The organism is Streptomyces sp. NPDC058195 (genome assembly GCF_042883525.1).
In the GTDB taxonomy this organism is placed as follows: domain Bacteria; phylum Actinomycetota; class Actinomycetes; order Streptomycetales; family Streptomycetaceae; genus Streptomyces.
Genome location: NZ_JBHVVM010000033.1, coordinates 41263 through 67162 on the forward strand (window position 1 = coordinate 41263; position 25900 = coordinate 67162).

17 protein-coding genes are annotated in these 25900 nt (G+C 73.6%); 8 read left to right on the forward strand and 9 right to left on the reverse strand.

Annotated features, from left to right (window positions below; all coding sequences use genetic code 11):
• Positions 1-18: 18 nt before the first annotated feature.
• From prfB to ACFVWY_RS30685, 3 genes are all read right to left on the reverse strand, one after another.
• Positions 19-1125: a peptide chain release factor 2 gene (gene prfB, locus ACFVWY_RS30675; protein WP_389878081.1), complete on the reverse strand. Its 1107-nt coding sequence runs from the start codon at positions 1123-1125 to the stop codon at positions 19-21.
• Between the two features lie 124 nt (positions 1126-1249).
• The gene (locus ACFVWY_RS30680; protein ID WP_389878082.1) at positions 1250-2488 is read right to left on the reverse strand and encodes a serine/threonine-protein kinase; all 1239 of its coding nucleotides are present in this window, start codon (positions 2486-2488) and stop codon (positions 1250-1252) included.
• A 262-nt stretch (positions 2489-2750) separates the two neighbouring features.
• Positions 2751-4406 carry a serine/threonine-protein kinase gene (locus tag ACFVWY_RS30685; protein ID WP_389878084.1) on the reverse strand — a complete coding sequence of 552 codons (1656 nt, stop codon included), beginning with the start codon at positions 4404-4406 and terminating at the stop codon, positions 2751-2753.
• 509 nt (positions 4407-4915) lie between these two features.
• Here ACFVWY_RS30685 and ACFVWY_RS30690 point away from each other — a divergent pair.
• The 4 genes from ACFVWY_RS30690 to ACFVWY_RS30705 all read left to right on the forward strand — a co-directional run bounded on the left by ACFVWY_RS30690 (position 4916) and on the right by ACFVWY_RS30705 (position 12134).
• Positions 4916-8290, forward strand: coding sequence for an FHA domain-containing protein (locus ACFVWY_RS30690; protein ID WP_389878086.1), 3375 nt, complete (start codon positions 4916-4918; stop codon positions 8288-8290).
• Between the two features lie 142 nt (positions 8291-8432).
• Positions 8433-9794: an ABC transporter substrate-binding protein gene (locus ACFVWY_RS30695; protein ID WP_389878088.1), complete on the forward strand. Its 1362-nt coding sequence runs from the start codon at positions 8433-8435 to the stop codon at positions 9792-9794.
• Between the two features lie 4 nt (positions 9795-9798).
• A complete protein-coding gene (locus ACFVWY_RS30700; RefSeq protein ID WP_389878089.1) occupies positions 9799-11226 on the forward strand; it encodes a carbohydrate ABC transporter permease in 1428 nt (475 codons plus the stop codon).
• Entirely contained in the window at positions 11223-12134 is a 912-nt protein-coding gene (locus tag ACFVWY_RS30705; RefSeq protein WP_389878091.1) for a carbohydrate ABC transporter permease, read from the forward strand. Before ACFVWY_RS30700 ends, ACFVWY_RS30705 begins: the two co-directional genes overlap by 4 nt.
• A 60-nt stretch (positions 12135-12194) precedes the next feature.
• Here the strand turns inward: ACFVWY_RS30705 and ACFVWY_RS30710 are convergent, their stop codons facing one another.
• From ACFVWY_RS30710 to ACFVWY_RS30720, 3 genes are all read right to left on the reverse strand, one after another.
• A complete protein-coding gene (locus ACFVWY_RS30710; protein WP_389878093.1) occupies positions 12195-12569 on the reverse strand; it encodes a hypothetical protein in 375 nt (124 codons plus the stop codon).
• Between the two features lie 115 nt (positions 12570-12684).
• A complete protein-coding gene (locus tag ACFVWY_RS30715; RefSeq protein ID WP_389878094.1) occupies positions 12685-14199 on the reverse strand; it encodes a methyltransferase domain-containing protein in 1515 nt (504 codons plus the stop codon).
• Between the two features lie 48 nt (positions 14200-14247).
• Complete coding sequence (locus ACFVWY_RS30720; RefSeq protein ID WP_389878095.1) at positions 14248-15489, reverse strand: glycosyltransferase family 39 protein; 1242 nt, start codon at positions 15487-15489, stop codon at positions 14248-14250.
• 384 nt (positions 15490-15873) lie between these two features.
• Here ACFVWY_RS30720 and ACFVWY_RS30725 point away from each other — a divergent pair, with 384 nt between their 5' ends.
• The gene (locus ACFVWY_RS30725; protein WP_389878096.1) at positions 15874-19371 is read left to right on the forward strand and encodes a CDP-glycerol glycerophosphotransferase family protein; all 3498 of its coding nucleotides are present in this window, start codon (positions 15874-15876) and stop codon (positions 19369-19371) included.
• Between the two features lie 68 nt (positions 19372-19439).
• Here the strand turns inward: ACFVWY_RS30725 and ACFVWY_RS30730 are convergent, their stop codons facing one another.
• Both ACFVWY_RS30730 and ACFVWY_RS30735 read right to left on the reverse strand, forming a co-directional pair.
• Positions 19440-20699: a prealbumin-like fold domain-containing protein gene (locus tag ACFVWY_RS30730; protein ID WP_389878097.1), complete on the reverse strand. Its 1260-nt coding sequence runs from the start codon at positions 20697-20699 to the stop codon at positions 19440-19442.
• A gap of 84 nt (positions 20700-20783) precedes the next feature.
• Positions 20784-22394: a CocE/NonD family hydrolase gene (locus ACFVWY_RS30735; protein ID WP_389878131.1), complete on the reverse strand. Its 1611-nt coding sequence runs from the start codon at positions 22392-22394 to the stop codon at positions 20784-20786.
• 180 nt (positions 22395-22574) lie between these two features.
• Here ACFVWY_RS30735 and ACFVWY_RS30740 point away from each other — a divergent pair, with 180 nt between their 5' ends.
• Entirely contained in the window at positions 22575-23288 is a 714-nt protein-coding gene (locus ACFVWY_RS30740; protein ID WP_389878098.1) for a TetR/AcrR family transcriptional regulator, read from the forward strand.
• A gap of 28 nt (positions 23289-23316) precedes the next feature.
• On the opposite strand, the gene ACFVWY_RS30745 is transcribed toward ACFVWY_RS30740, so the two are convergent.
• Positions 23317-23922, reverse strand: coding sequence for a TetR/AcrR family transcriptional regulator (locus tag ACFVWY_RS30745; protein WP_389878100.1), 606 nt, complete (start codon positions 23920-23922; stop codon positions 23317-23319).
• A gap of 136 nt (positions 23923-24058) precedes the next feature.
• Here ACFVWY_RS30745 and ACFVWY_RS30750 point away from each other — a divergent pair, with 136 nt between their 5' ends.
• Complete coding sequence (locus ACFVWY_RS30750) at positions 24059-25003, forward strand: ABC transporter permease (protein WP_389878101.1); 945 nt, start codon at positions 24059-24061, stop codon at positions 25001-25003.
• Between the two features lie 4 nt (positions 25004-25007).
• Complete coding sequence (locus ACFVWY_RS30755; protein ID WP_389878133.1) at positions 25008-25799, forward strand: ABC transporter ATP-binding protein; 792 nt, start codon at positions 25008-25010, stop codon at positions 25797-25799.
• Positions 25800-25900 lie beyond the last annotated feature (101 nt).

Below are 25900 nucleotides of genomic sequence, written 5' to 3' on the forward strand. Positions count from 1 at the left end.
CGGGAAGGCTGTCGCCGCCTACTTCTCGCGCTGCTTGCGCCAGCGGATACCGGCCTCGAGAAAGCCGTCGATCTCGCCGTTGAAGACCGCTTCCGGGTTGCCCATCTCGAACTCCGTACGCAGGTCCTTGACCATCTGGTACGGGTGCAGGACGTACGACCGCATCTGGTTGCCCCAGGAGTTGCCGCCGTCGCCCTTGAGGGCGTCCATCTTGGCCTGCTCCTCCTGGCGGCGGCGTTCCAGCAGCTTCGCCTGGAGGACGTTCATCGCGGACGCCTTGTTCTGGATCTGCGAGCGCTCGTTCTGGCAGGAGACGACGATGCCGGTCGGCAGGTGGGTCAGCCGGACCGCGGAGTCCGTGGTGTTGACGCCCTGGCCGCCGGGGCCCGAGGAGCGGTACACGTCCACGCGCAGCTCGGACTCGTCGATCTCGATGTGGTCGGTCTGCTCGACCACGGGCAGCACCTCGACACCCGCGAAGGACGTCTGGCGGCGGCCCTGGTTGTCGAAGGGGGAGATCCGGACGAGGCGGTGGGTGCCCTGCTCGACGGAGAGCGTGCCGTAGGCGTACGGCACCTGCACGGCGAAGGTGGTCGACTTGATGCCGGCCTCCTCCGCGTACGACGTCTCGTAGACCTCGGTCTTGTAGCCGTGCCGCTCGGCCCAGCGGATGTACATGCGCTGGAGCTTCTCGGCGAAGTCCGCCGCGTCCACTCCGCCGGCCTCGGCGCGGATGTTGACCAGGGCCTCACGGGCGTCGTACTCGCCGGACAGGAGGGTGCGGACCTCCATCTCGTCCAGCGCCTTCCTGACGGCGTCCAGCTCCGTCTCGGCCTCGGCCAGCGCGTCGGCGTCGTCCTCGTCCTGGGCGAGCTCGAAGAGGACACCGAGGTCGTCGATGCGGCCGCGCAGGGCCTCCGTCTTGCGGACCTCCGCCTGGAGATGCGAAAGCTTGCTGGTGATCTTCTGCGCCGCCTCGGGGTCGTCCCAGAGGGAGGGCGCGGCCGCCTGCTCCTCGAGCGCGGCGATGTCCGCCCTCAGCGCATCCAGGTCCAGGACGGCCTCGATCGACCCCATGGTCGAGGAGAGGGACTTCAGCTCTTCGGAAATATCGACGACTGCCACGGGTCCAGCGTAACGGCTGTCGGCGCGGACGTTCCTCGGGCTGTCCGATTCGTCCCGGCAACCGCCCGCGCCAGGCCCTCACGGGGCCGGACGCGGGCCGGTTCGGGGCTCTCGCGCGGCCGGGTCAGGGTGACTCCGGCGCCGAGCTCCCCGGCTCCCGTTCGGGTGCCTCCGTGTCGTCGCCGCCCAGCGCCAGCGCGCCGCCCACGCCGAGCGCGGCCACCAGCGCCAGGGCCGCGCCGCCCAGCACGATGCGGCGCTTGCGGACGGCGGCGGACTTGTTGCGGGCCGAGCCGGGGCGGGGGGCGCCCGGGGAGCGGGGGGCCCTGGCGGTGCCCCGGGGGCCGCCGGAGAGCTCGTCGGGAGCCGGGACGCGCATGCTGGTGTGGGTGTCCCGGTTGGAGTCGGCGGACGAGCCGGGGACCAGCGGGACCGCGCCGCGGCGGCGGGGCTCCTCGGGAGCGGGGGCGTAGCTCTGCTCGTCGTAGCCGCGGGCCTGCGGCTCCGCGTCCGGCTCGTCCACGTCGAGCGGCGGGATGCCCGCCAGCTGCGGGAGCTGTTCGCGCAGCCGGGCCGCGAGCTCGGAGGCGCGCAGCCGGGAGGCGGGGGCCTTGGCCAGGCACTGCACCAGGAGCTGCCAGAGTTCCTCGGGGATGCCGGGGAGCGGGACGACCGTCTCCGTCACATGCCGCCGCAGGACCGCCCCGGGATGGCCGCCGCCGAACGGCGTGAAACCGGCGAGCAGTTCGTACAGGACCGTGGCGAGCGCGTAGATGTCGACGGCGGCGCGCGGCGGCAGCCCCTCGACTATCTCGGGCGCCAGGTAGTCCGGCGTACCGATGATCTTGGTGGACTTCGTGCGGCGCGGGGTGTCGATCAGCTTGGCCACACCGAAGTCGGTGAGCAGCGCCGGGTGCGCGCCGCCGGGACCGAGCGGGCCCTCCATGTCGAGCAGGATGTTCTCCGGCTTGACATCGCGGTGGACCACCCCGGCTGCGTGCGCGGCGGCGAGGCCGTCCGCGACGTCCGCGATGATCGCCACGGCGGCCTCGGGCGCGAGGCGGCGTTCACGGTCCAGCCGGGTGCGCAGGTCGGTGCCGCGCACCAGGTCCATGACCAGGGCCAGGTCGTTGCCGTCGACCACGAGGTCGCGGACGGCGACGATGTGCGGATGGTCGAGGCCGAGCAGGGCGGTGCGCTCCTGGACGAAGCGTCCGACCAGCTCCTGGTCGGACGCGAGGTCCTCGCGGAGCAGCTTGATGGCCACCGGGCCCTCGGGCCCTTCGCCGAGCCAGACCGTGCCCGCGCTGCCGCGCCCCAGGATCTGGTGTGCGGTGTACCGGCTGCCGATATTCCGTGCCAAGACTGCTCCCTCAGCGGCTGGCGATGGACCGTCGCTCATGACCCCCGGTCGACAAAGTTACGCGTCGGCCGGGTGGTTGAGTGCCCGGGATGGCGCCAAGCCTCACTTCCGCGGGCGATATGCGGGGGAAACTGGCCCGCGGAAGTCGATATAGCTACAGAGTTGATGGGCGCGGCCGCTCCTCGGGGCCGCCGGTGCGGTGGCCGTTCGGGGGCCGCCGGTGCGGTGGCAGCCGTTCAGGGGCCGCCGGTGCGGTGGTGGCTCAGGGGGTGCCGGTGCTGCCGGAGTCGCCGCCGCCCAGCTCGGAGATCCAGTCGCCCACGGTGGAGACCGCGTCGCTGATCGCCTTCCAGTAGCTCTTGCCCTGGCCGATCCAGTCCTGCAACGGAGTCAGCTCCCAGATCAGCCAGCCCGCGACGAAGAGCAGCACCAGCGTGAACAGACAGCCCTTGAGGCAGCCGAGGCCGGGGATCCGCATCGGATTGGCGCTGCGCTGCCTCGGCTCGCGGGGCTGGCGCGGGGCCGGTGGCTGCGGCGCCGCCGGCTGCTGCGGGGGCGCGTACTGCTGACGCTGCGGCTGGGGCTGCTGCGGCGGCTGGGGCTGGTACTGGTGCTGGGGGTACTGCTGTTGCTGCGGCTGGCGCCGCTGCTGGTGCTGCTGCGGGGGCTGCTGCTGGTGCTGGTGCTGCTGTGGAGGCTGCGGGCGCTGGGGGCGCCTGCGCAGCGGGTCCTCGCTCGGGTCGAGGTACTGGACCTGGGTCTGGTCGTTGCGGTCGCGGGCGGCCCGGAGCTGGGACTGCCAGGGGTGCGGATCCTCGGGCTGCGGGGGACCGTCCGGGCGCGGCGGCACGGGAGGCAGGACCGAGGTCGGGTCGGCGTGCCCGCCCGCGCCCGGCCCCGTCTGCGGCAGGACGCTCGTGGCGGCGGCGGGGTCGTACGAGCCCGCGTTGGCCGGCAGCACCTGGGTCGGGTCCGCCGCGCCGGGATCCCCGGGGACGGCCGCGGGGGCCGGGTCGGGGGCGAGCAGGGCGCCCACTCCGTCGGCCGCGGCGATCTGGGCGGAGCTCGCGTGCACGCCGATGCCCTCGGCGACGACACGCAGACCGCGGGCCAGGTTCTCGGCGCTGGGCCGCCGGTCGGGGTCCTTGCTCAGACAGCGCTCTATCACCGTCCACAGCGGGGCCGGGACGTTGCCGGGGCGGACGGGCTCCTCGCTGAGATGCCGGTGCAGCACTTCGAGGGCGGTGCCACCGGCGAACGGCGGGCGGCCGGTGACCAGCTCGTACAGCAGGATGCCCGCGCCGTAGATGTCGACGGCGGAGGTCTGCGGACGGCCCTCGGCGGACTCGGGCGCCACGTAGGCGGGGGTGCCGACGAACTCGTGGGTGCGGGTGAGCCCCGGTGAGTCGGCGAGGCGGGCGATGCCGAAGTCGGTGAGCATCGGGCGCATCTGGCCGCCGCTCTCGTCCAGCAGGACGTTGGCGGGCTTCAGGTCGCGGTGCACGACGCCGTCGGCGTGACTGGCGGCGAGCGCGTCGGCGATCTGCGCGGTGAGCAGGGCGGCGGCGACCGGGGTGAGCGGACCGTTCTCACGGAGATAGCGGTGCAGGTCGGGGCCGTCGATCAGGTCCATGACCAGGGCGAGGAGATCACCCTCGACGACCAGGTCGCGGGTGCGCACGATGTTCTCGTGGGTGAGCCGGAGCAGCACGGAGCGCTCGCGCAGGAACCGCATCACGACATCGGCGTCGTTGGCCAGTTCTTCCTTCAGGACCTTGATCGCTACGGTCTCGCCGGGCTCACCGGCGACGGCCGCCTCGGCGCCCGCGGTCTCCCGCTGGCGGGCCCGCCAGACGGTGCCCGTGGCGCCGCGTCCCAGCGGCTCCTCCAGGAGGTACTTGCTGCCTACCGGCCGCACGTCATGCGCTCCCTGCAGATCGTGGTGCTTACGGTGTTCCCGGATTCCGCCCGGGAGTTCCGGCTTACTCTAGGGCCTTTCGTCAAACCGTCCGGCGGGCGGCGGTTTCGGGACAGATCCCAGGGCCTCGTGTCGGCCCGTACGCCCTGACGGCACCCCTCGGGGACTTCGGGCGTCCTGGAACAAGACGCCCTTTCCGGGCCGATGGTTGCCGCACTCATGTTCGAAGAACCGCCCCGGAGGTGGTTCCGGAACGGTTCCGTCCCCGTCGGCACCGTTCCAAGCAGGCACTTATGGGCGCACAGCCGACGTTTCAAGATCGTTAAGCAGCCACCCCCGGGCGCGATGTCAGTGGCAAGTGCGAGGATGCCTCCAGCACGGACTGTGGGGTTCGGCCCCTCGGTGCGTGACGAACCTTGTACCGGACGACGCGTCCGTGACGGGTGGGGGGAGGGTCACAGGGCGTTTCCCCTGCTCGGCGCAGCGCGCAGAAGGGACCGCTGACGGCGATGCAGATCCGGCTGACCGTCCTCGCGCCGCGCAGCGGCCAGACTCCGGCGCGCGCGTGCGACGTGCTGGTCACCGCCCCGCCCGGGACGGCCCTCGCCACCGTGGCGTCCCAGCTCGCCACCGCCGTCCTGGGGCCCGAGGGCCAGCTCGGCGGCGGCGCGGTGGTGCTGTACGCCGGGCGCGAGCGGCTCGACGGACAGCGCAGCGCGCTGGGTGAGCCGCCGCTGGTGGACGGGGCGGTGCTCTCCCTCCAGGTCCCCGGCGAGGACGAGGCGGTGGACGACGCGGTCCCGGCGCGGCTGCACGTGGTCGCGGGGCCGGACGCGGGCGGGGTCCATCTGCTGCACGGCGGCCGCATCCGGATCGGCCGCTCCGCCGACGCCGACGTACCGCTCGACGACCCGGACGTGTCCCGGCTGCACTGCGTGGTGACGGTCCTGGGCGACGGCACGGTCTCGGTGGCCGATCTCGACTCCACCAACGGCACCCTGCTCGACGGTGCGGAGGTCCACGACCGCCCGGTCCGGCTGAAGCCCGGTGCGCTGCTGCGGCTCGGCGAGTCCGCGCTCCGGCTCACGTCCGGCGCGCCGACGCCCGCCCTGCCGACCGCCCCCGACGGCGAGGGCCACCTCCGGGTGTCCGGTACGGCGGGTGCCGCCGACGGCCCCGGGCCGGACCACGCCCCGCCCGTCCCCGCCCGCTCCGGCGCCGACGCCGGCCATGACGGCGAGGGCCTGGCGGCGGACGGCGCGAGGCCGCCCGCCGCCCCCGCGCCGCAGGACGAGCCGCCCCGCAGGGGCGGGATCGGTGCCTGGGCACGCCGCCTCGCGGGCGGCCGGGGCGAGGCCGCGCCGGGACCGGAGTCCCAGGGGCCCGGGGACGCCGGGCCGCCGTCGTCCGCCGCCCCGGCGTCGTCGGCGGGCGGGGAGCGGAGCGCCTGGCCCGATCCGGCGGCCGTGCTGCTGACCGCGCTCGGCCCCGGCCCCCGGCTCTGGGAGCGCGGCGCGGGCCACCCCGAGGCACTCGTGGTGCGGCTGGGCACGGCCGACCGGGCGGAGCTGCCCGTGGTCCCGGTGACGGTGGGGCTGCGGGAGGCCGGCTCGCTCGGCCTCGCGGGTCCGCGGACCCGGCTCGCCGGGCTCGCCCGGTCCGTGGTGGCGCAGCTCGCCGCGCTGCACTCCCCGGCCGACCTGGAGATCGTGCTGATCAGCGTGGACCGGGCACGCGGCGCGCAGGAGCGCAGACGCGAGTGGTCCTGGCTCGGCTGGCTGCCCCATCTGCGCCCGGCGCACGGCCAGGACTGCCGCCTGCTCCTCGCCCACGACCGCGACCAGGCCACCGCCCGGGTCACGGAACTGGTCCGGCGCCTGGACGACGGCCCGCTCGGGCCCGGCTGGGCGAGTCTGGACCGCGCCACGGTCGCCGAGGCCGCGGCCCGGCACACGGGTCCGTACACCGTGGTGGTCCTCGACGGCGACCCGGGCTCGGCGGCGCTGCGCGAGAACGCCGCGCGGCTGGCCGCCGCCGGTGCCGCGGCGGGCATCCATCTGATCTGTCTGGCCGAGACCCCTGCCGCCACCCCCACCTCACCGGTCGCGGCGACGTACGAGGCCGCCTGCCACGCCTCGATCCCCTTCCGCGAATGCGGGGCGGTGGCGATGCTCAGCGGCGACGTGGCGACGGCCTTGCGGCTGCTGCGGACCGCGGGCGGGCAGGCCGCCGGGCGCGGCACGGTCGCCTCGGTGGACGCGGTGTCGGCGCACTGGGCGGAACGGTTCGGCCGGGCGCTGGCGCCGTTGCGCGTGGAGGGGGCGGCCACGGCGCACGGCCGGTCGGCGGCCGCTCTCCCGACGACCGCCCGGCTGCTGGACGAGCTGGGGCTGGCCCGTGCCACTCCGGCGTCCCTGATGGCGCGCTGGGCCTCCACCGCCGACGAACAGCCCGGCGCCACGGTGCGCGGCGCGGGCCGCTGGACGGACGGCGCCGCGGACGGCGGCTCCGGCGCGGGGAGCCCCGGCTCGGGGCGTACGGAGCATCCGCGCGCGTCGGGCTCCCGGGTGGGGGCGCAGCGGGTGGGCGGCGCCCCGTTCCCCGGCAGCGAGCACGCCACCCATGTCGGTGCCCCCGGCCACTCCCTCGTCCCCGAGGACGGGTTCGACGCCCCCGGTTCCGGGCGCACGGCCCCGGGGGCCGGACGTCCCCGTACCGCCGGGCCGGGACACGGAGCGCACCGGGTGAGCGGACCGCGCGGCGAGGACACCCCCCGGATCACCACCGCTCCCCCGGCCGCTGGCCCGCCCCGGGCGGTGCCGGCCCCCGCCGCGCCCGAAGGGTCCGTGACGGTCGGGCGGCCCGTGGTGGTGCTCGGGGCCGGGCCCCGGGGCCCGGTCAGCGTGGACCTGTCGGAGGAGGGCCCCCATCTGCTGGTCGAGGGACCGGCGGGCAGCGGGCGTACGGAGTTGCTGCGGGCCGTCGCCGCCTCGCTCGCCGCCGCCGCCCGGCCCGATCTGCTGGGCCTGATGCTGGTCGACGGCGCGGGCGGCGACCGGGGCGAGGGCCTCGGCCCCTGCGAGGAGCTGCCGCACGCCTTCTCCCATCTGGTGGCCTCCGATCCGGTGCGGATGCGGGAGTTCGCCCAGGAGCTGAGCGGCGAGCTGAAGCGCCGCGCCGAGCTGCTCGGTCCGTACGACTTCGCGGAGTGGCACCACCGTCAGGACGTGGCGCGGCGGATGGTCGGCCAGCGCCCGGCGTCCGCCGCGGAGCAGCGCGGTGACGTGGACGCCCCGGCGAGCGGAACGCTCCGGCTGCGCCCGGCCGCCCGGCCCGCCGGGCCCGGCCCCACCCCGCTGCCCCGGCTCGTCGTGCTGGCCGACGACTTCGACGCGCTGGTCGCCCCGGCGCTCGGCAGTCCGGGCCGCCCCGCCGCGGGTTCGGTGGTGCGGGCCCTGGAGGCCGTGGCGCGGGAGGGCGGACGGCTGGGCGTGCACCTGGTCGCGGCGTCCGCCCGCCCCGAGCGGACGGAGGACACGGACCTGGCCCACGGGGCCCGGCTGCGCATCGTGCTGGACGCGCCGGTGGCGCCGCGTTCGCCGGAGGACCCGGCGCCCGGCCGGGGCAGGCTCGGCCATCCGGACGGGCGGGTCACCCCCTTCCAGGGCGGCCGGGTGACGGGGCGCATTCCGCGTACGGCCACGCTGCGGCCCACCGTCGTACCGCTGGAGTGGGAGCGGATGGGCGATCCGCCGACCCGGCGCCCGGTCCGCGAGCTGGGCAACGGGCCGACCGATCTGGCGTTGCTGGCCAGTGCGCTGGAGTGGGCGGCCCGTTCGGTCGACGCCGATCCGATAGCGCCGTTCGGCCCCGTCCCCTCCTGAGCGGCAACCGGGTCCGGACATGCTCTGACATCGCGTCACGAGCCCATCACGATACGGGAGTTGAGGCGGGAAGCGGTATTGCGGGCCCCCAGCACCGGGCGTAGGACTGTGCGCACACAACGATGTGAGAGACGGGGAAGCAATGCGCACAACCCTTCGGATCAGCAGGGCCGCCGCGGTGTTCACCGCCGTCGGCGCCCTCGCCCTCACCGGGTGCGGCGGCGACGACGGCAAGGACGAACCGGCCAGGGGCCAGGGAAGCGGCAAGGGCGGCTCGTCGAGCGTCTCACTGCCCAAGCTGGACGGCGAGAAGCTGTCGGTCGCGGCGGTCTGGACCGGCGCCGAACAGGCCAACTTCGTCAAGGTCCTCAAGGAGTTCGAGAGCCGCACCGGCGCGGAGGTCACCTTCGTCCCGGCGCAGGACCCGATCGTCAACTTCCTCGGTACGAAGATCGCGGGCGGTCAGCCGCCGGACATCGCGATGATCCCGCAGGTCGGCGCGATCCAGCAGGCCGCGCAGAAGAAGTGGGCGAAGCCGGTCGGCCCCGAGGCCAAGGCCCAGCTGGCCAAGAACTACTCCCAGGTCTGGCAGGATCTCGGCGCGGTGGACGGCACCCAGTACGGGGTCTACTTCAAGGCCGCCAACAAGTCCCTGGTCTGGTACAACGCCAAGGCGTTCGAGAACGCGGGCGCGAGCGAGCCGAAGACCTGGAAGGACTTCCTGAAGACCGCCGAGACGGTCTCCGCCTCGGGCGTCACCCCGGTCTCGGTCGGCGGCGCGGACGGCTGGACGCTCACCGACTGGTTCGAGAACGTCTATCTCTCCCAGGCCGGTCCGGAGAAGTACGACCAGCTCGCCCAGCACAAGATCAAGTGGACGGACCCGTCCGTCAAGGACGCGCTGTCCACGCTGGCCGAGCTCTTCGGCAAGCCGTCGCTGATCGCGGGCGGCGCCGACGGCGCGTTGCAGACGGAGTTCCCGGCCTCGGTCACCCAGACGTTCACCGGCGGCGACCAGCCCAAGGCCGCGATGGTCTACGAGGGCGACTTCGTGGCGGTCAACATCGGGCAGACGAAGGCGAAGGTCGGGACCGACGCCAAGGTCTTCCCGTTCCCGGCGGTCGGCGCCGAGTCCCCCGTCGTGACGGGCGGCGACGCCGCGGTGGCGCTGAAGGACGGCAAGGGCGCGCAGGCCCTGCTGACCTGGCTGGCCTCGGCGGACGCCGCGAAGATCATGGCGGAACAGGGCGGGTTCATCTCGCCGAACAAGTCCCTGGACGGGGCCGCGTACCCCAACGAGGTGCAGCGCACGATGGCGAAGGCGCTGATCTCGGCCGGTGACGCGGTCCGGTTCGACATGTCCGACCAGGCCCCGCAGTCGTTCGGCGGGACGCCCGGCAAGGGCGAGTGGAAGATCCTCCAGGACTTCCTGAAGAACCCGAAGGACATCGCGGGGGCCCAGGCGAAACTGGAGTCCGACGCGGCCAAGGCGTACAAGAGCTGACGCGATGACGACAGCCGCAGCGGGGGGCGCCGAGCCGGTGCCACCCGCCGACAAGCACACGTCCGCCCCGCGCACTCCCGACGAGCCGGGGCCCGTCCGGCACACGTCCGCCGGGCACGGGCCCGGCGGGCGGGCGCGCGGCCGGAGCGTGACCGGAACCCGCCGGCTGATCGCGGCGCTCTTCCTGGCGCCCGCGCTGGTGCTGCTGGGCGCGCTGGTGGTCTATCCGATCGTGTACTCCGTCTACCGGTCGTTCCTCGACCAGGCGGGTACGGGTTTCGCCGGACTCGACAACTACAAGGCGCTGTTCACGGACGACACGATCCGTACGGCGGTGAAGAACAACGCGATCTGGGTGGTGCTCGCACCCACCGTGTCCACGGCCCTCGGGCTGATCTTCGCGGTGCTCACCGAACGCATCCGCTGGGGCACCGCGTTCAAGCTGGTGGTCTTCATGCCGATGGCGATCTCCATGCTCGCCGCGGGCATCATCTTCCGGCTGGTGTACGACGCCGCTCCGGAGCGCGGGGTCGCCAACGCCGTCTGGGTGGGGGTGCACGACACGTTCAACGAGTCGTCGAGCTACCCGAAGGCGCATCCGCTGCCGGTCCATCCGCTCAAGGCGGGCGGTGGCGGTTCCTTCGTCACCAAGGAGCCGGCACGGGCCGGGCAGCAGGTGCACCTGCCGCTGGTGGGGGTGGTCCCGGCGAACATGCCGAAGGACGCGAAGCCCGCCCGGACCACCGGGGCGGCCACCGGCGCGGTCTTCGGCACCGCCTGGCTGGACTTCACCAAGGGCGGCGGCGGACGGCCCAACGCCATCGACGCCAAGGAGCTCGGCCTCAAGGGGCTGAAGGTCGAGGCGGTCAAGGGCGGCGAGGTCGTCGCCTCGGCGACGGCGGCCGCGGACGGTACGTTCACCCTGCCCGCGGCGGCGGACGGTGCCCTGATCCGGCTGCCCGCCTCGAATTTCGCTGAGCCGTACCACGGGGTGGAATGGCTGGGCCCGACGCTCGTCACTCCCGGGATCATCGGTTCCTACGTCTGGATGTGGGCCGGGTTCGCGATGGTGCTGATCGCGGCGGGGCTCGCCGGGCTGCCGCGTGAACTCCTCGAAGCGGCCCGGGTGGACGGGGCGAACGAGTGGCAGGTGTTCCGCCGGATCACGGTGCCGATGCTGGCGCCGGTGCTGGTGGTGGTGCTGGTCACGCTGATGATCAACGTGCTGAAGATCTTCGACCTGGTCTTCATCATCGCGCCGGGCTCTTCGCAGGACGACGCGAACGTGCTGGCGCTCCAGCTCTACCGCTCGTCGTTCGGCACGGACGCGGACCTCGGGATCGGCAGCGCCATCGCCGTACTCCTGCTGCTGCTGGTACTCCCGGTGATGTACGTGAACATCCGCCGGATCCGGAAGGAGGGGCGCCGATGACGACGACGTCGACCACGGCCACGAGCACGACCGCCGGGGACGCCCCGGCGAAGGCCGGGCGGTCGCTGGGCGCCCGGCTCGCCGCCCGCGCGGGCGGCGGTGCGATGCGGATCTTCCTGGTCCTGGTGGCCCTGTTCTGGCTGATGCCGACGGTCGGGCTGCTGCTGTCCTCGCTGCGCGGGGCGGACGACATCGCGTCGAGCGGCTGGTGGAAGGTCTTCACGGCCCCCTCCGAGCTCACCTTCGACAACTACGCCCGGCTGCTGGAGAACTCCACCATCACCGGCTCGCTCCTCAACACGGTCATGATCACGGTCCCGGCGACCGTGCTGGTCGTGGTGATCGGCTCGCTGGCCGGGTACGCCTTCGCCTGGATGGAGTTTCCCGGCCGCGACTGGTGGTTCCTGCTGGTCGTGGGGTTGCTGGTGGTACCGGTGCAGGTCGCTCTGGTGCCGGTCTCCAAGCTGTTCGGCGCGGTCGGGATCTTCGAGACGACCCTCGGGGTGGTAATCTTCCACACGGCCTTCGGCCTGCCCTTCGCGATCTTCCTGCTGCGGAACTTCTTCGCGGAGATCCCGCGGGAGCTGCTGGAGGCGGCCCGGCTCGACGGGGCGGGTGAGATCCGGCTCTTCACCCGGGTCGTGATGCCGCTGGGCGGTCCGGCCATCGCCTCGCTCGGGATCTTCCAGTTCCTCTGGGTGTGGAACGACATGCTGGTCGCGCTGATCTTCGCGGACTCGGACTCGCCTCCGGTCACGGTCGCGCTCCAGCAGCAGGTACGGCAGTTCGGCAACAACATCGACGTGCTGGCGCCCGGCGCCTTCGTGTCGATGGTGATCCCGCTGGCGGTCTTCTTCGCCTTCCAGCGCCAGTTCGTCTCCGGTGTGATGGCGGGCGCGGTCAAGTAGCCGACGCGGCCGGTGCCGGCCGGGCCCCGGGGACATCCCCGGCCCCGTCCGGCACCGGTCTCAGCGCTGCTGTCCGGCCATCACCGTGACCAGGCCGACGACCACCAGCAGCGAACCGCTCCAGGTCCACATCGACGTCCGTTCGTGCAGCACGGTCGCCCCGGCCAGCACGATCAGCAGGTACCCGAGGGCGTTGAACGGGTAGGCGATGGAGAGCGGCACCTTGGCCAGCGTCGCCATCCAGGCCAGCGCGGACACCGCGAAGACCAGCAGCCCGACGACGACCCAGGGACTGGTCGCCGCCCGCAGCGCGACGGAGCCGCCGCCGTGGTCCGCGGCGACCGCGGCGGTCCTCATCCCGTGCTTGAGCATGATCTGACCGCCCGCCGAGGAGAACACGGCGAACAGCAGCAGGATCAGACTGGACAGGGTCATGGACTTGCTCCTGACTGCGGCGCTCGGCAGCCGCCGCTCCGGTGCGAGAGGCGCGGAGGACGCGGGGGGCGCGGAGGGCGCGGAGGGCGCGGGGGTGGGACGGGGGACGGCGGGCTCAGACCCCGACCCGGTCGGCGGGGACGTACTGTCGGTTGAGGATGTCCTGTACATCGACGTGCTCTCCAGCGATGATCGTCTCGGCCGCGTGCGGGGTAAGCAGTGCGACGTGCTGATAGCCGAACAGCGTCGGCCGGATGCGGGTGAGCAGCCTGGACGCGCCGCCCAGCGCCCCGGCGAGCGGTCCACCGCCGAGCAGCGCCCAGAACGGGGCGCCGGTCGAGGCGAGTTCGAGGACGTCGTAGCCCGCCTCCCGGACCGTGCGGCGCAGGCTGGCCCGGGTGAAGAAGCGCAGATGCGTTTCGTCGAGGATGCCGCGCCGGTCGTAGCCGAAGACGCCGAAGGCGACCCTCAGCCGGGAGTACCAGTGGCTGAAGTTCGGTACGGAGAGCAGCACCCGGCCGCCGGGCCGCAGCACCCGGGCGACCTCGGCGAGCACCCGGTCGGGCCGGGAGAGGTGCTCGATGACGTCCCCGGCGACCACGTAGTCGTACGCGGTGCCCAGCTCCGCCGGCAGCCCTTCCTCCAGGTTGGCGAGGTGGAAGCGGGTGCAGTTCTCGCGTACGCCGGGGACCTCGATGTAGTCGACGCCGGTCACCTCGTGACCGAGGGCTTCGAGGCGCCGGGCGAACAGGCCGCCGGAGCAGCCGAGGTCGAGGACCCGGCCGGGCGGGAGGCCGCGCATCCGCTCCAGGATGACGGCGTGCGAGGATCCGTCGCCCTCCTTGAAGGCGTATTCGACGGGCTTGGGAATCCAGCCGCAGGTGCCGAACCCCTTGACCGCGAGCCGGTATTCGAGGACGTCCTTGACGACGTCCTTCGCGTACTTCATGCCGTTGACGTAACAGATCTCGTCGCCGTAGTAGGTGGGGACGGGGATCTCCTTGATCCGCATCCCGGCGTCGAGCAGCTGGACGATGATCTGGGTGTCGAAGTCGAAGGCGTCGGTATTGCGCTGGATCGGCAGCTTCTTGAGTGCCGCGACGCTGTAGGCCCGGTATCCGGAGTGGAATTCGGTGAGCCGCGATCCGAGCAGGGAGTTCTCCACCCGGGTGAGAATGCGGTTGCCCAGCCATTTGTACATCGGCATGCCGCCCTTGAGCGCGGAGCCGGATGTCATCATCCGTGAGCCGAAGACCGCCTCGCATTCGCCGCGTTCGATGGGCGCGACCATGTCGGGGAGGAATTCCGGGGCGTACTGCCCGTCGCCGTGGAGCAGGACGACGATGTCGAGTCCGTGCGCGGCGGCCAGGGCGTATCCGGCCTTCTGGTTCCCGCCGTATCCGAGGTTCTTGGTGTGCCGCATGACGACGGTGCGCGGCATTCCCTCGGTCTGCGACCAGCGGCAGCCCGCGGTGAAGGTCGCGTCGTGGCTCGCGTCGTCGAGGATGAGGATCTCGGCGATCCTGGAGCGGAAGTCCGCCGGGATGCGGTCGAGGGTCCGCTCCAGAGTCGTCTCGGCGTTGTACGCGACCACCAGGACGCCGATCCTGGGGCTCGGGCTTTCCGTCACGGGGCGTTCTCCAGTTGCTCAGGGTGCGTGGGGGATTCCGGGGAGGGGTCAGTTGACGGCGGAGCCGGTGGGGTGCGAGGTGCGGGGGCAGGCGATCTGGGGCTCCTCGGCGGGCGGTCCCCCGGGCCGGTCCGGGCGGGCGGCGAGGATCGCGCGTACCCCGGCGGCGAGGGCGGCGGCGAGCACGAGCCAGCCGAACTCGGCGAAGTGCAGCACCGTTTCGTTCCAGCGCACGGCGGAGCGGCCCCGGTAACCGAGAACCGCGGTCACGCCCAGCAGGCAGCTGTACGCGGCGCCCGGCCAGAAGCCGACGACGAACAGCCCGGCGGCCGGCCAGGTCAGGTACTGGAGTGCGGAGGCGGTGGAGAGCAGGAGCAGCAGGCCCATCGTGACGGCGACGACGACGGGCAGCTGGGCGGGGCGCAGCCGGGCGAGCCAGACCCCGGCCGCCACACAGGCCAGCACGAAGAGGAAGTGGCCGTCGCCCTCGATGAAGGTGATGAAGGAGTCCGGCAGCCCGAAGAGGTCGGCGAACCGCACCAGCCCCCAGAGCCGGTAGCCGCCGCCGGCGTACTCCAGCACGTTCTCCCTGAGGTTCTCCGGGACGGTCACCAGGACCGGTCCCCAGACCAGGGCGAACAGCGCGGTGAAGCCCGCGGCGAAGCGGAGGAGCACCGGCCGCCCCGCCCGCAGCGCGACGACGAACAGCGCCGGGATCACCACCACGGGGATGAACTTGACGCTGATCGCGAGCGCGGCGGCCACCCCGGCGGCCAGCGGCGCCTTCCGGTCCGCCAGCAGGTGCGCGGCGAGCAGGGCGAAGGTGATGGCGACCGCGTCGGTGTTGCCGTGGTAGCCGGAGGTGGCGATCAGTACGGGGCTGGCGGCCACGCCGATTCCGCAGGCGACGGCGGCGCCGAGGGAGGCGCGGCGGCGCACGATCTCGAACACGACGAGCGCGCAGAAGAAATCGGCGATCGAGGCGGGGGCCCTGATCAACGTACCGAAGGGAATGCCCAGTTCGGAGATTTCATTCAGGCCCAGCAGTATCCATCCGGCCAGGGGCGGATGATTGTAGACGGGCAGTCCGGGCAGCGGCTGTTCGTAAATCCGGATGGGTCCGTAACGGACGACGGCCTGGGCGAATCCGCGAAAGATGTGCACATCGGCCGGGCCCCGCATATGTGCCGCGATCAGCAGGCGGGTGAGCAGACCCACGGCCGCGGCAATGAGCACCACCGCTCTTGCGCGGGGCACGTTCCAGGTCTCGCATCGCGTTCGGATACCCATGAAAACAGAACGTAGCAACCCGAGGACGCTGAGCGATGTATCGAATGCCGCACTTGTGCGGACCATTACGTGAATGCGCCAGAGGTCCCGGCCGCCCGCGCGGCGGCGCGTCACCCGGACGGTTCAGCGCGGGCGCGGTACCCGGCAGCGTCACCGGCGCCGGTCGCGGTCTTTCACGAACGGGTGAGATCGGTGGTGTTGGGGTTGCCGTCCGGTCCGGCTCCGCGAACGCCCCGAATCCCGCGCCGCACACGGGTGACGTGGACCTCGGCCTCCCGGGGCGCGGTGGCCGGGCCGGGTCGCGCGGCAACCTCGCGCCTCGGATGCCATCACCCGTTCGGGGCAGTGCCGGTGACCCGGGGCGTTCGCCCGTGTTGTCCGTACATGAAACCGCGCCTCAGTGTCGTCGTCCCGGTCCACCCTCACGCGGACCATCTGGAGGACTGCCTGCGTTCGGTGGCCGAGCAGTCGGTCACGGACATCGAGGTGGTCGTGGTGGACGACGGTTCGGCGGAGCGCGGTACCGCCGTCGCCGAGGGCTTCGCCGCCCGCGACCGGCGCTTCCGCCGGGTCTGCCACCCCGGCGGCGGTCCGGGGGCGGCCCGCAATACGGGGGTGCGGCACACCACGCCGGGCGTGCCGTACCTGGCGTTCGCCGGGGGCGACGGCATCGTCGTGCACGACGCCTACGCGCGGATGCTGGGTTCGCTGGAGTCGACCGGCTCCGATCTGGCGACCGGCAATGTGTGGTGGCTGACCGAGCAGGGGCGGCAGCAGGCCCGCCCGTACCGCTGGATGGCCGAGAGCCGGGCCCGCACGCACATCGGGCGGGAGCCGAGGCTGCTCGCCGACCGCCCGGCCTGGAACAAGGTGTTCCGCCGCTCGTTCTGGGACCGGCACGGCTTCTCCTTCCCGGAGGGCCGGTCCCACGAGGACCCCCCGGTGATCATTCCGGCGCACTACCTGGCCGGAGCGGTGGACGTGCTGCACGAGCACGTCCACTACTGGCGGCCCCGGGAGGGCTGGACCGTACGGCGGCGCACCGACGCACCCGACGTACGGGACCGGTTCGCGGCGTGTGAGCAGGTCAGCGCCTTTCTGGCGGACCGGGGCGGGGTGGCGAACGCGGCGGCGCGGCGCCGCTACGACCTCGCGTGCCTGCGTGACGACTTCGCCTGTCTGCTGGACGAGCTGCCGCTGGGCGGGGCGGGCTACCGGCAGGCGTTCATGGCGGGGGCCGGGGCGTTCCTGGACCGGATGGAGCGGATGGACGGGGCGGGGCGCGCGGACCGGGTCGTGGCGCACGAGCTGCCGGTGGAGCTGAGGGTCAAGTGGCAGCTGGTGAAGGAGCGGCGGCTGGCGGATCTGCTGGAGGTGCTGGCCTTCGAACGGGCCAACGGTGCCGGGACGTTCACGGTCGGCGGGGTGCCGGGGCGGCGGCAGGCCGTCTTCCCGGTCGTCCCGGACACCGCCAGGCTGACCCGTGCCGATCTGCCCGCGGTGGCGCGGCTGTCGGAGGCGCGGTGGAGCGAGGACGGGAAGCTGCGGCTGCGCGGCTACGCGTACGTCCGCAATCTGCCGGCCGCCTCGCCGCGCCAGTCGATGCGGGTGGGACTGGTGCGGGCGATGCGGGGCCAGCAGCTGCGGACGGTGCCGGTGCGCGGGGTGCCCGCGCCGGAGGCGACCGTCGACTCCGGTCAGCAGGTGCACGGCTACCAGCACGCGGGTTTCGAGATGACCGTCGATCCGCGCAGGCTGCGGCCCGGCGGCTGGCTGGTGGGCATGATGGTGGCCGCCCAGGGCACGGCCCGCCGGGTGGCGGTGCGTGCGACGGAGCCGGGGGCGGGTCTGCCGCTCGTCCACGAACTGGGCGACGGGCGGCGGGCGGTGCTCGACCACCCGGGCGGGCGGCTGCGGCTGACCCTGACCCAGCTGCCCGCCCGCTGCGAGTACCACCGCTTCGGCCGGGACCTGGAGCTGACCGGCAGGCTGTACGGGGACGCCCGGCCCAAGGCCCTGGTGCTGAGCTGCGAGGGGGTGGAGGACCAGGAGTTCGGCCACCCCGTCGAGTGCCGCCCGGATGGGCGGTTCACGGTCCGTCTGCCGCTCGCCGATCTGGCCGGGATGACGGCCGTGCCCCCGGCCCCGCACCGGACGCCGCGCGAGGTCGAGTCCGAGCCGTTCGGGCGGTGGCGGGCGCGGCTGGTGCTGGCCGACGGGGAGCGGGTGCCGCTCGCGGCGGCCCCGGAGTCCGCGCCGCCGGTCGTGGCGGACGCGGTGGGCGAGCTGGTGCTGGATCTGAGCGGGCAGCCGTTCGTGGACGCCGCGGTGTGGACGCCGGACGGTGCGCTGCGGGTGGAGGGGGTGACCGGCGCCGGGACCGGGTTACGCCAGGAGGAGCGGCCGGACCGGCTGGTCCTGCGGCACGGGGTGCTGCGCGAGACGGTGTCGGTGCCGGTCACCCACGGCCAGGCGCGGGACGGAGGCGGTGGCGGGCGCCGGTTCACCGCGTTCCTCGCGCCGTCGGTGGCGGCGGGGCTGCGCGAGGGGCACTGGGAGGCGGCGCTGGGCGGACGGCCGGTCCGGGTGCTGACCTCGCTGGCCGCCCGGCTGCCGCTGCGCCGGAACGGACCGGTGGCCGGGGCCCTGGTGCCGGGGCGGGAGTTCGCCCTGGACCGCTGTTCGGGTGACCGGCTGGCGGTGCTGGCCGGGCCGGTGCTGGCGCCCGGTGACCGTGGCGCGTACCGCCGGGCGGAGCTGCGCGGGCGGCACTATCCGTCGCGGCGGGCCATGCCGATGCGGGACGCGGTGCTGTACACGGGCGGCGACTCCCCGCGCGCCGTCCACGCCGAGCTGCTGCGCCGGGGCGTGGCCTCGGAGCAGCTCTGGGTCACCGACGGCGTCCACAGAAACGTCCCGCCGACCGCCGTTCCGGTCGTCGAGCACAGCACTGCCTGGTACGAGGCGCTGGCGCGGTGCCGCCGTATCGTCACCGCCGACCAGCTGCCCGAGTGGTTCGAGCGCCGCCCGGGGCAGACCGTCGTGCAGACCTGGCACGGCGCCCCGCTCGGCCGCTTCGGCACGGACCTGGCCGGTACCCCGTACGCCGACCATCTGGAGCTCGCCACCCTGGCGCACCGCTCCGCCCAGTGGTCCGTCCTGGTCTCCCCCAGCAGCCACGCCACCGGGCTGCTGCGGCACGCGCTCGGATACCGGGGCGAGGTGCTGGAGGCCGGTTCCCCCGCCAACGACCTGCTCTTCTCGGCCGACCGCGACCGGATCGCGGAGCGGGTGCGGCGCAGGCTCGGCATCCCGGACGGGCGCCGGGTCGTGCTGTACGCGCCGACCTACCGCGACCATCTGATCCATCCGGGCCCCGGGCCCGGCGGGCGTCCGCACTACCGCTGGGCCCCGGACCTGGACCCGGCCGCGCTGGCGCGGAACATCGGCGGCATCCACACGGTGCTGGTCCGCCGCCACCCCCGGGTGGTCGGGAGCGTGCCGGAGCGGCCGGACGTGCACGACGTGTCGGCGCACCCGGACACCGCGGAGCTGCTGCTGATCGCCGACGTACTGATCACGGACTACTCGGGCCTGATGTTCGACTTCGCCCACACCGGCCGCCCGATGGTCTTCCACACCAGCGATCTGGCGCACTACCGCGACACGGTGCGCGGTTTCTGCCTGGACTTCGAGGACCGGGCACCGGGCCCGCTGCTCACCAGCTCGGCGGAGATCGCCGCACTGCTGCGGGACGCGGGCGCGCTGGACGCGTCGGCGGCCCGCTATTCAGCGGCGTACGGGAGCTTCTGCCAGGACTTCTGCGATCTGGACGACGGCTCGGCGGCGGCCCGGGTGGCGGACCGGCTGCTGGCCGAGTAGGGGCCGCCACGGGGAACGGCCCCGGGGAGCGGCCCGTTCGCCGGGCGCTCCCCGGGGCCGGTCCGGGGTCACTTGCAGTGCCCGCCCTTGCAGGGTTCGCGGCGGGTGTTGCTGACGGTGGTGGCCAGGACGGGGTCCTGTTCGGTCAGCTCGTAGGGGCCGGTGACCGGGTTCCCGGGCAGCTCGTAGCCCTCGGGGACATCGGTCTCCTCCAGGTAGAACGTCCCCGGTTCCAGGCTCTCGAAGACGCACAGGCCCTGTTCGTCGGTGGCGCAGGCGCCGCCGATCCTGGTGTCGGGGTCGCTTCCCACGGTCTGCAGCCCGTTGATGCCGTTGGTCTCGCGCCACAGCTGGAAGACCGCGCCCGAGAGCGGCTCCCCGGTCTTCCCGTCGGTCTTCTCGACGGTCAGCAGGCCGGGCGGGACGGGGCAGGGCTCCCATTGGAGGACGGCCGCGCCGTTGCCCTGGCGGGCGCCGGTGACGAAGGTGGCGTTCGCGGGCCCGGTGCTGGACCCGCCGCCGCCTCCGGCCCCGCTGTTGCTGGCGGTGGGGGACGCGGCGCCGCCGCCCCCGCCGGTCGCCCCGCCGCCGCCCCCGCCGCCCACGCCGCCGTGCGGGTCGCCGGTGTTGTCGCCGCCGCGTCCGCCGACGGGCCCCACGGCCGGTGAGCCGTTCTCGCCGTTCGGGTTGGCGGTCGGGACGTTGATGCCGCCCTGGCCGCCCTCCCCGCCCGGCCGCCCCGGCTTGCCCTCGTCGTCCCCCGGCAGCCCGGTGCCGGGGTCGCCGGTCCGGCCGCCGCTTCCGCCGCCGATGGCCGAGGAGAAGAAGGACCCGCCCCCGCCGCCACCGCCGCCCGCCACGACCAGCGGCGTCGCCCCGGAGCTGATGACGGTGCGGCCCCCTCCGCCGCCCGCGGCGATCCCGTTGATCTGGCCGCCCACCCGGTAGGCCCCGCCCTGTCCGCCGCCGCCGTATCCGCCCTGGGTGGGCCCGGCGGGGGCGTCCCCGGCGTGGCCCGCGCCCCCGACGTCGACGGTGAGGAGCTGACCGGCCGTCACGTCCAGGGACGCGGAGACCTGGGCGCCGCCGCCGCCCGTCACGCCGTACTGGCCGGTGCCACCGGCCGCTCCGTACGCCGTGACGGACAGGGAACAGACGTCCTCGGGGACGGTGAACAGCTGGGGAGCGCCGGTGAAGACGAAGGTCTGTGTCCCGGCCTGTCGCGTGGTCGGCGGGTCGGTGGCGAAAGCCTGGGCCGCGGGCGCGAGGAACAGCGCCGAGGAAACCGTCAGCGCCGCGCCCACGCGGCGTGTGCGGGAAAGTGTCATGGGCGCAACGTATGTGCGGAGCCCGCTTACCTGCGCGAGGCGGCGGCAGCGCCCCGGCGACGCGACCTGAATGGCCGCACTCCCTCACCGGACCGCCTCCGAAGGGGCGTGGGGAAGGGTCAGCGCCGAGTCGGCGTGGACGGTGAGGAGCACGGTCGCGAGGGTGGTGGCGTCCAGCGGCGACTCGCCGGTGCCGGGGTTACGGGCGTAGCGCGGGTGGGCGCCCGCGCTGATCTGCCAGCGGATGCGGTGACCGGCCGGGAAGCGGTACGCGGTGGCGCTCATCGGCACGGTGATCCGCGTGGGTTCTCCCGCTGGCGCGCGCAGGCGGGCGATGCCGTCGCAGATGTTCACGGAGCGGCCCCGCGGGTCCACGTCGCACAGCCGGGTGAAGACGTCGGCGTGCCCGGTGTCCGTGGAGACGTTCAGCCGGGCGGAGACGGGGCCCAGGAGGTCCACGGGTCCGGTCAGTGGTGGGCCGGTGAACGTCAGGACGTCGTCGCGGGCCTCCAGGGGCCGGTTGTCGCGGGGGCCCGCGGTGCGCGAGAGCAGCGGGCCGCCGAGGGAGGGGGTGGGGTCGGCCGGGTCGTAGCGGAGTTCCGCGACCGGTGCCGGGTGTGCGGGGGCCCTGCGGGTGAGGTGGCCGCCGGGGGCGGGGTACCAGGGGGCGGCGGTCGTGGCGGGCGGCCAGTCGTCGAGGTCCCGCCAGGTGTCCGTGCCGCCGATGTGCGCGCGCACCGGGGTGGGGCGCAGGCCCGAGGGGTCGGCGCACAGATGGGCGCGCAGGTGGGCGAGGCTTTCGGCGAACACCTCGGGCCAGCCCTGCTGCAGGGCGGAGGTGTGGGTCCAGGGGCCGACGAGCAGGGTGGGCCCGCAGCCCGCCGCGCGCAGCCGCGCGTACTGCTCGAAGGTCTGGTCGGCCAGCGTGTCGTGCCATCCGGTGATCAGTGCGGTGGGTATGCGGTGGCGCTCCGCGGGCGCTGTCAGCGCGGCGCCCTCCCAGTACGGGTCCTCGGCGTCCGGGTGGGCCAGTACGTCGTCCAGCCACGGCAGTTCGCCGCCGAGGGCCCGCCGGTGGGCCCCGCGCAGGGGCCGTGCGGTGGTGGCGGCGCGCAGGTGGCGCTGGAGGCGCAGGGCCGCCTTCAGGAACGGCCCCGTACCCCGGTGCTGGTAGGTCAGGCCCGCGCCGACGGCGAGGGCGTTCTCCAGGCGCGGCATCCCGTCGGCGTGGAAGAGGGCGTGGGGGTCGTGCAGCCCCACCTGGACCACCATCGCCTTCAGTTCCGGCGGCGGGTCCAGGGCGAGGGCCCACTGCACGTACCCCAGGTAGCTGGGGCCGACGGTACCGAGCGTGCCGTCGAACCAGGGCTGTTCCCGCAGCCAGGACACGGTGCTCCGGGCGTCGGCGGGCTCGTTGCGCCACAGGTCGAAGCGGCCGCCCGAGCCGCCGGTTCCCCGGCAGCTCTGGAGGACCACGTGGAAGCCCTGTTCGGCGAAGAGCAGGCCGTACTGGGGCGACCAGGGCAGGCCCCGGCCGTAGGGCGAACGGACCAGGAGGGTGGGGAAGCCGCCCTCGGCGCGGGGGAAGTAGTGGTCGGTGACCAGCGGGCTGCCGTCGGCGGCCGGTACCGCCAGGCCCGGCTCCCATCCGGCCTCGTACCGCTTCGCGGGCAGTCCTCGCCAGGTCGCCCGCATCATCCGCGAGGACAGCGGTGTCTTCCCGGTCGGCGGCACCCAGGCCGTTCCGGCCGCGGCGTCGGGCATGCGTGAAGGCATCGTTCCGCTCCTTTTTACGTACGTTGTACGAGAATAAAGGATGCTTGGATGAATCCGCGTGTACAGCCCCGGAAGGGGAGTCGGGAAGGAGTACGGACCGTGCCCCAGGACGGAGCGCCCGCCACCACGGGCGTCGACCCCGAGCGGCTCTGGCTGCGCCCCGCCGAGCCCCGCAGGGGCCGCAGGCCCTCCTTCAGCCGGGAGGCGATCGTGGCGGCGGCCGTCACCCTGGCGGACGCGGAAGGACTTGAGGCGGTCACCATGCGCCGGGTGGCGGCGGAGGTCGGGGCCGGGGTCATGTCCCTGTACAGCTACGCCCCCGACAAGGAGACGCTGCTGGAGCTGATGGTCGACCACGTCAGCGGCGAACTGACGGCCGCGGCGCCCACCGGCGACTGGCGGGCCGACCTGAAGGCCGTCGCCCGCACCCAGCGCGCCCACATGCTGCGCCACCCCTGGCTTCCCGCCGCCCTGACCGCCCGCCGCACCCCGGGCCCGAACACCCTGGCCTTCCTGGAGGGCGCACTCGCCGCCCTGCGCCCCACCGGGCTGGACGGAGCGGCGCGGCTGGAGGTCTTCGCCCAGCTCACCGCGTTCGTGGCCGGGCACGTCGGGTACGAGACCGCGCACGCCGCGGTCGCGGGCTCACCGGAACGGGCCGCCTCCGAAGCCCGCTATCTGGCCGCCGTCGCCTCCGACGGCCACCACCCGGAGCTGGCCGGGGCACTCTCCGCCCCCGGACGCCCCCTCTCCCCCGAAGCCACGTTCACCCGGTTCCTCGACCGGCTGGTCGACGGCCTCGGCACCGGCTGAACCGCGCTCCGCGGCGCCCCTCGGCCCCTCAGCTGCGCAGGGCGGCGACGGCCGCGGTGGCCAGTTCGTCGAGGTAGCCCGCGGGCAGCGGGGTGCGGACGACGGCGAGCCGCCAGTAGAGCGGGCCGACGATCAGGTCGAGCGCCCGGTCGGGGTCGCTGTTCCCGGGCAGTTCGCCGCGGGCGACGGCGTCCCGGACGACCACGGCGGCGATGCCCTGCTGCGGGTCGAGCAGGGCGGCCTTGATGGTGCTGGCGATCTCCGGACTGCGGGCCGCCTCGACCAGCAGGTCCGGGATCACCTGCGAGGCGACCGGATGGCGCAGGGCGTACGCGGCGAGTTCGAGCACGGCCCGGACGTCTCCGTGCAGCGAGCCGGTGGCCGGGGCGGGCATCCCCTGGACCGCGACGGCCGAGACCAGGTCCAGGACGAGCGCCAGCTTGGACTTCCAGCGGCGGTACACCGCGGTCTTGCCGACGCCCGCGCGCCGGGCGATCCCCTCCATCGACATCCGGGCGAATCCCACGGCGGCCAGCTCCTCGAAGACGGCGGCGCGGATCGCGTCGGTGACGTCCTCGCGCAGCACGGCGGCTCCGGCGGGGGCTCGGCGTCGGGTTCGCGGGTCGGTGGTCATGCCGGAAATCATAGTCCGTCACGACGGAACGGTTGCGTTGCGACGTACACACGTCCTACCCTCGGCGTTGCGACGATACGGTCCCGTTCCGTCGAGAGACCTTCTCGCTTCCCCCTACCTCCCCTCGAAAGCGATCGTGGTGAGCCAGACAGCAGCCCCGGCGGCCCCGCCCGCCGACCGCCCCGTCCCGATACCCGCTCCGGCGTACGCGCCCGGCGAACTCGCCGCGCTCGCCGCGCGGCACGGCCTCACCATGAGCGGCGCCCGGCCCTCGCTGCCCGCGTACGTACGGCAGCTGTGGGGGCGGCGGCACTTCATCACGGCGTTCGCCACGGCCAAGCTGACCGCCCAGTACAGCCAGGCGAAGCTCGGCCAGATCTGGCAGATCATGACGCCGCTGCTGAACGCGACGGTCTACTACTTCATCTTCGGCGTGCTGATGAACACCAAGCGCAACGTCGAGGACTTCGTTCCGTTCCTGGTCACCGGCGTCTTCATCTGGACCTTCACCAGCAGCTCGATCACCGCGGGCACCCGCGCGATCAGCGGCAACCTGGGACTCGTGCGGGCCCTGCACTTCCCGCGCGCCTCCCTGCCGATCGCGCTGGCCCTGCAACAGCTCCAGCAGTTGCTGTTCTCGCTGGCCGCGCTGGTGGCGATCCTGGTGGGCTTCGGGCAGTACCCCCGGCTCTCCTGGCTGCTCGCCGTTCCGGCGCTGCTCCTCCAGGCACTGTTCAACACCGGGGTCTCCATGGTGGTGGCGCGGCTGGCCTCCCGGACCCCGGACATCGCCCAGCTGATGCCGTTCGTCCTGCGGACCTGGATGTACGCCTCGGGCGTCATGTGGAGCGTCGACACGATGCTCGCGGGGGACCGGGTTCCGCACGCCGTGGTGATGGCGCTGGAGTGCAATCCGGCCGCCGTCTTCATCGACCTGATGCGGTTCGCGCTCATCGACAGCTTCGGCGCGAGCCACCTCCCGCCACACGCCTGGGCGATCGCCGCGGGCTGGGCCCTGGTGTGCGGCATCGGCGGATTCGTGTACTTCTGGCAGGCGGAGGAGCGGTACGGACGTGGCTGAGACGATGACCGACGAACGCGTCCCCACCGTCGTCGTGGACGACGTCCACATCACGTACCGGGTGAACGGCGCCCGGACCGGACGGGGCAGCGCCACCTCGGCGCTCAGCCGGATCGTCTCGCGCCGCCGGGTTCCCGGGGTCCGCGAGGTGCACGCCGTGAAGGGCGTGAGCTTCGCCGCGTACCGGGGCGAGGCCATCGGGCTGATCGGCTCCAACGGCTCGGGCAAGTCCACCCTGCTCAAGGCCATCGCCGGGCTGCTGCCCGCGACACGGGGCCGGGTCCACACCCAGGGCCAGCCCTCGCTGCTCGGGGTGAACGCCGCGCTGATGTCCGATCTGACCGGTGAACGCAACGTGGTGCTCGGCGGCCTCGCGATGGGCATGACGCGGGCCCAGATCCGGGACCGCTACCCGGACATCGTCGACTTCTCCGGCATCAACGAGAAGGGCGACTTCATCACCCTGCCGATGCGTACGTACTCCTCCGGCATGGGTGCCCGGCTGCGGTTCTCCATCGCCGCCGCCAAGAGCCACGACGTCCTGCTGATCGACGAGGCGCTGTCCACCGGCGACGCCCGCTTCCGGCGGCGCAGCAAGGAGCGGATCGCCGAGCTCCGCGAGGAGGCGGGCACGGTCTTCCTCGTCAGCCACAGCAACAAGTCGATCACCGAGACCTGCGACCGGGCGATCTGGCTGGAGGCGGGAACCCTGCGGATGGACGGCCCCGCGGAGGAGGTCGTCGCGGCGTACGAGCAGTTCACCTCCGGCCGGAAGAAGAGCCCGGACAAGCGGTGAACTCCCCTGCCGCGCGGTGGGATCGCGTGCCAGGGGTCCAACCGGGCGCCGGGCAGGGCGGCCGGCCCCTCCCCCGAGGAGTGCCGGGCCGCCGCCGACCG

Excerpts from the sequence above, each read along its gene's own strand:
- ACFVWY_RS30690 (WP_389878086.1), top strand. The coding sequence starts at position 4,916 with ATGCAGATCCGGCTGACCGTCCTCGCGCCGCGCAGCGGCCAGACTCCG.
- ACFVWY_RS30695 (WP_389878088.1), top strand. The coding sequence starts at position 8,433 with ATGCGCACAACCCTTCGGATCAGCAGGGCCGCCGCGGTGTTCACCGCC.
- ACFVWY_RS30700 (WP_389878089.1), top strand. The coding sequence starts at position 9,799 with ATGACGACAGCCGCAGCGGGGGGCGCCGAGCCGGTGCCACCCGCCGAC.
- ACFVWY_RS30705 (WP_389878091.1), top strand. The coding sequence starts at position 11,223 with ATGACGACGACGTCGACCACGGCCACGAGCACGACCGCCGGGGACGCC.
- ACFVWY_RS30710 (WP_389878093.1), bottom strand. The coding sequence starts at position 12,569 with ATGACCCTGTCCAGTCTGATCCTGCTGCTGTTCGCCGTGTTCTCCTCG.
- ACFVWY_RS30720 (WP_389878095.1), bottom strand. The coding sequence starts at position 15,489 with ATGGGTATCCGAACGCGATGCGAGACCTGGAACGTGCCCCGCGCAAGA.
- ACFVWY_RS30725 (WP_389878096.1), top strand. The coding sequence starts at position 15,874 with ATGAAACCGCGCCTCAGTGTCGTCGTCCCGGTCCACCCTCACGCGGAC.
- ACFVWY_RS30730 (WP_389878097.1), bottom strand. The coding sequence starts at position 20,699 with ATGACACTTTCCCGCACACGCCGCGTGGGCGCGGCGCTGACGGTTTCC.
- ACFVWY_RS30735 (WP_389878131.1), bottom strand. The coding sequence starts at position 22,394 with ATGCGGGCGACCTGGCGAGGACTGCCCGCGAAGCGGTACGAGGCCGGA.
- ACFVWY_RS30745 (WP_389878100.1), bottom strand. The coding sequence starts at position 23,922 with ATGACCACCGACCCGCGAACCCGACGCCGAGCCCCCGCCGGAGCCGCC.
- ACFVWY_RS30755 (WP_389878133.1), top strand. The coding sequence starts at position 25,008 with ATGACCGACGAACGCGTCCCCACCGTCGTCGTGGACGACGTCCACATC.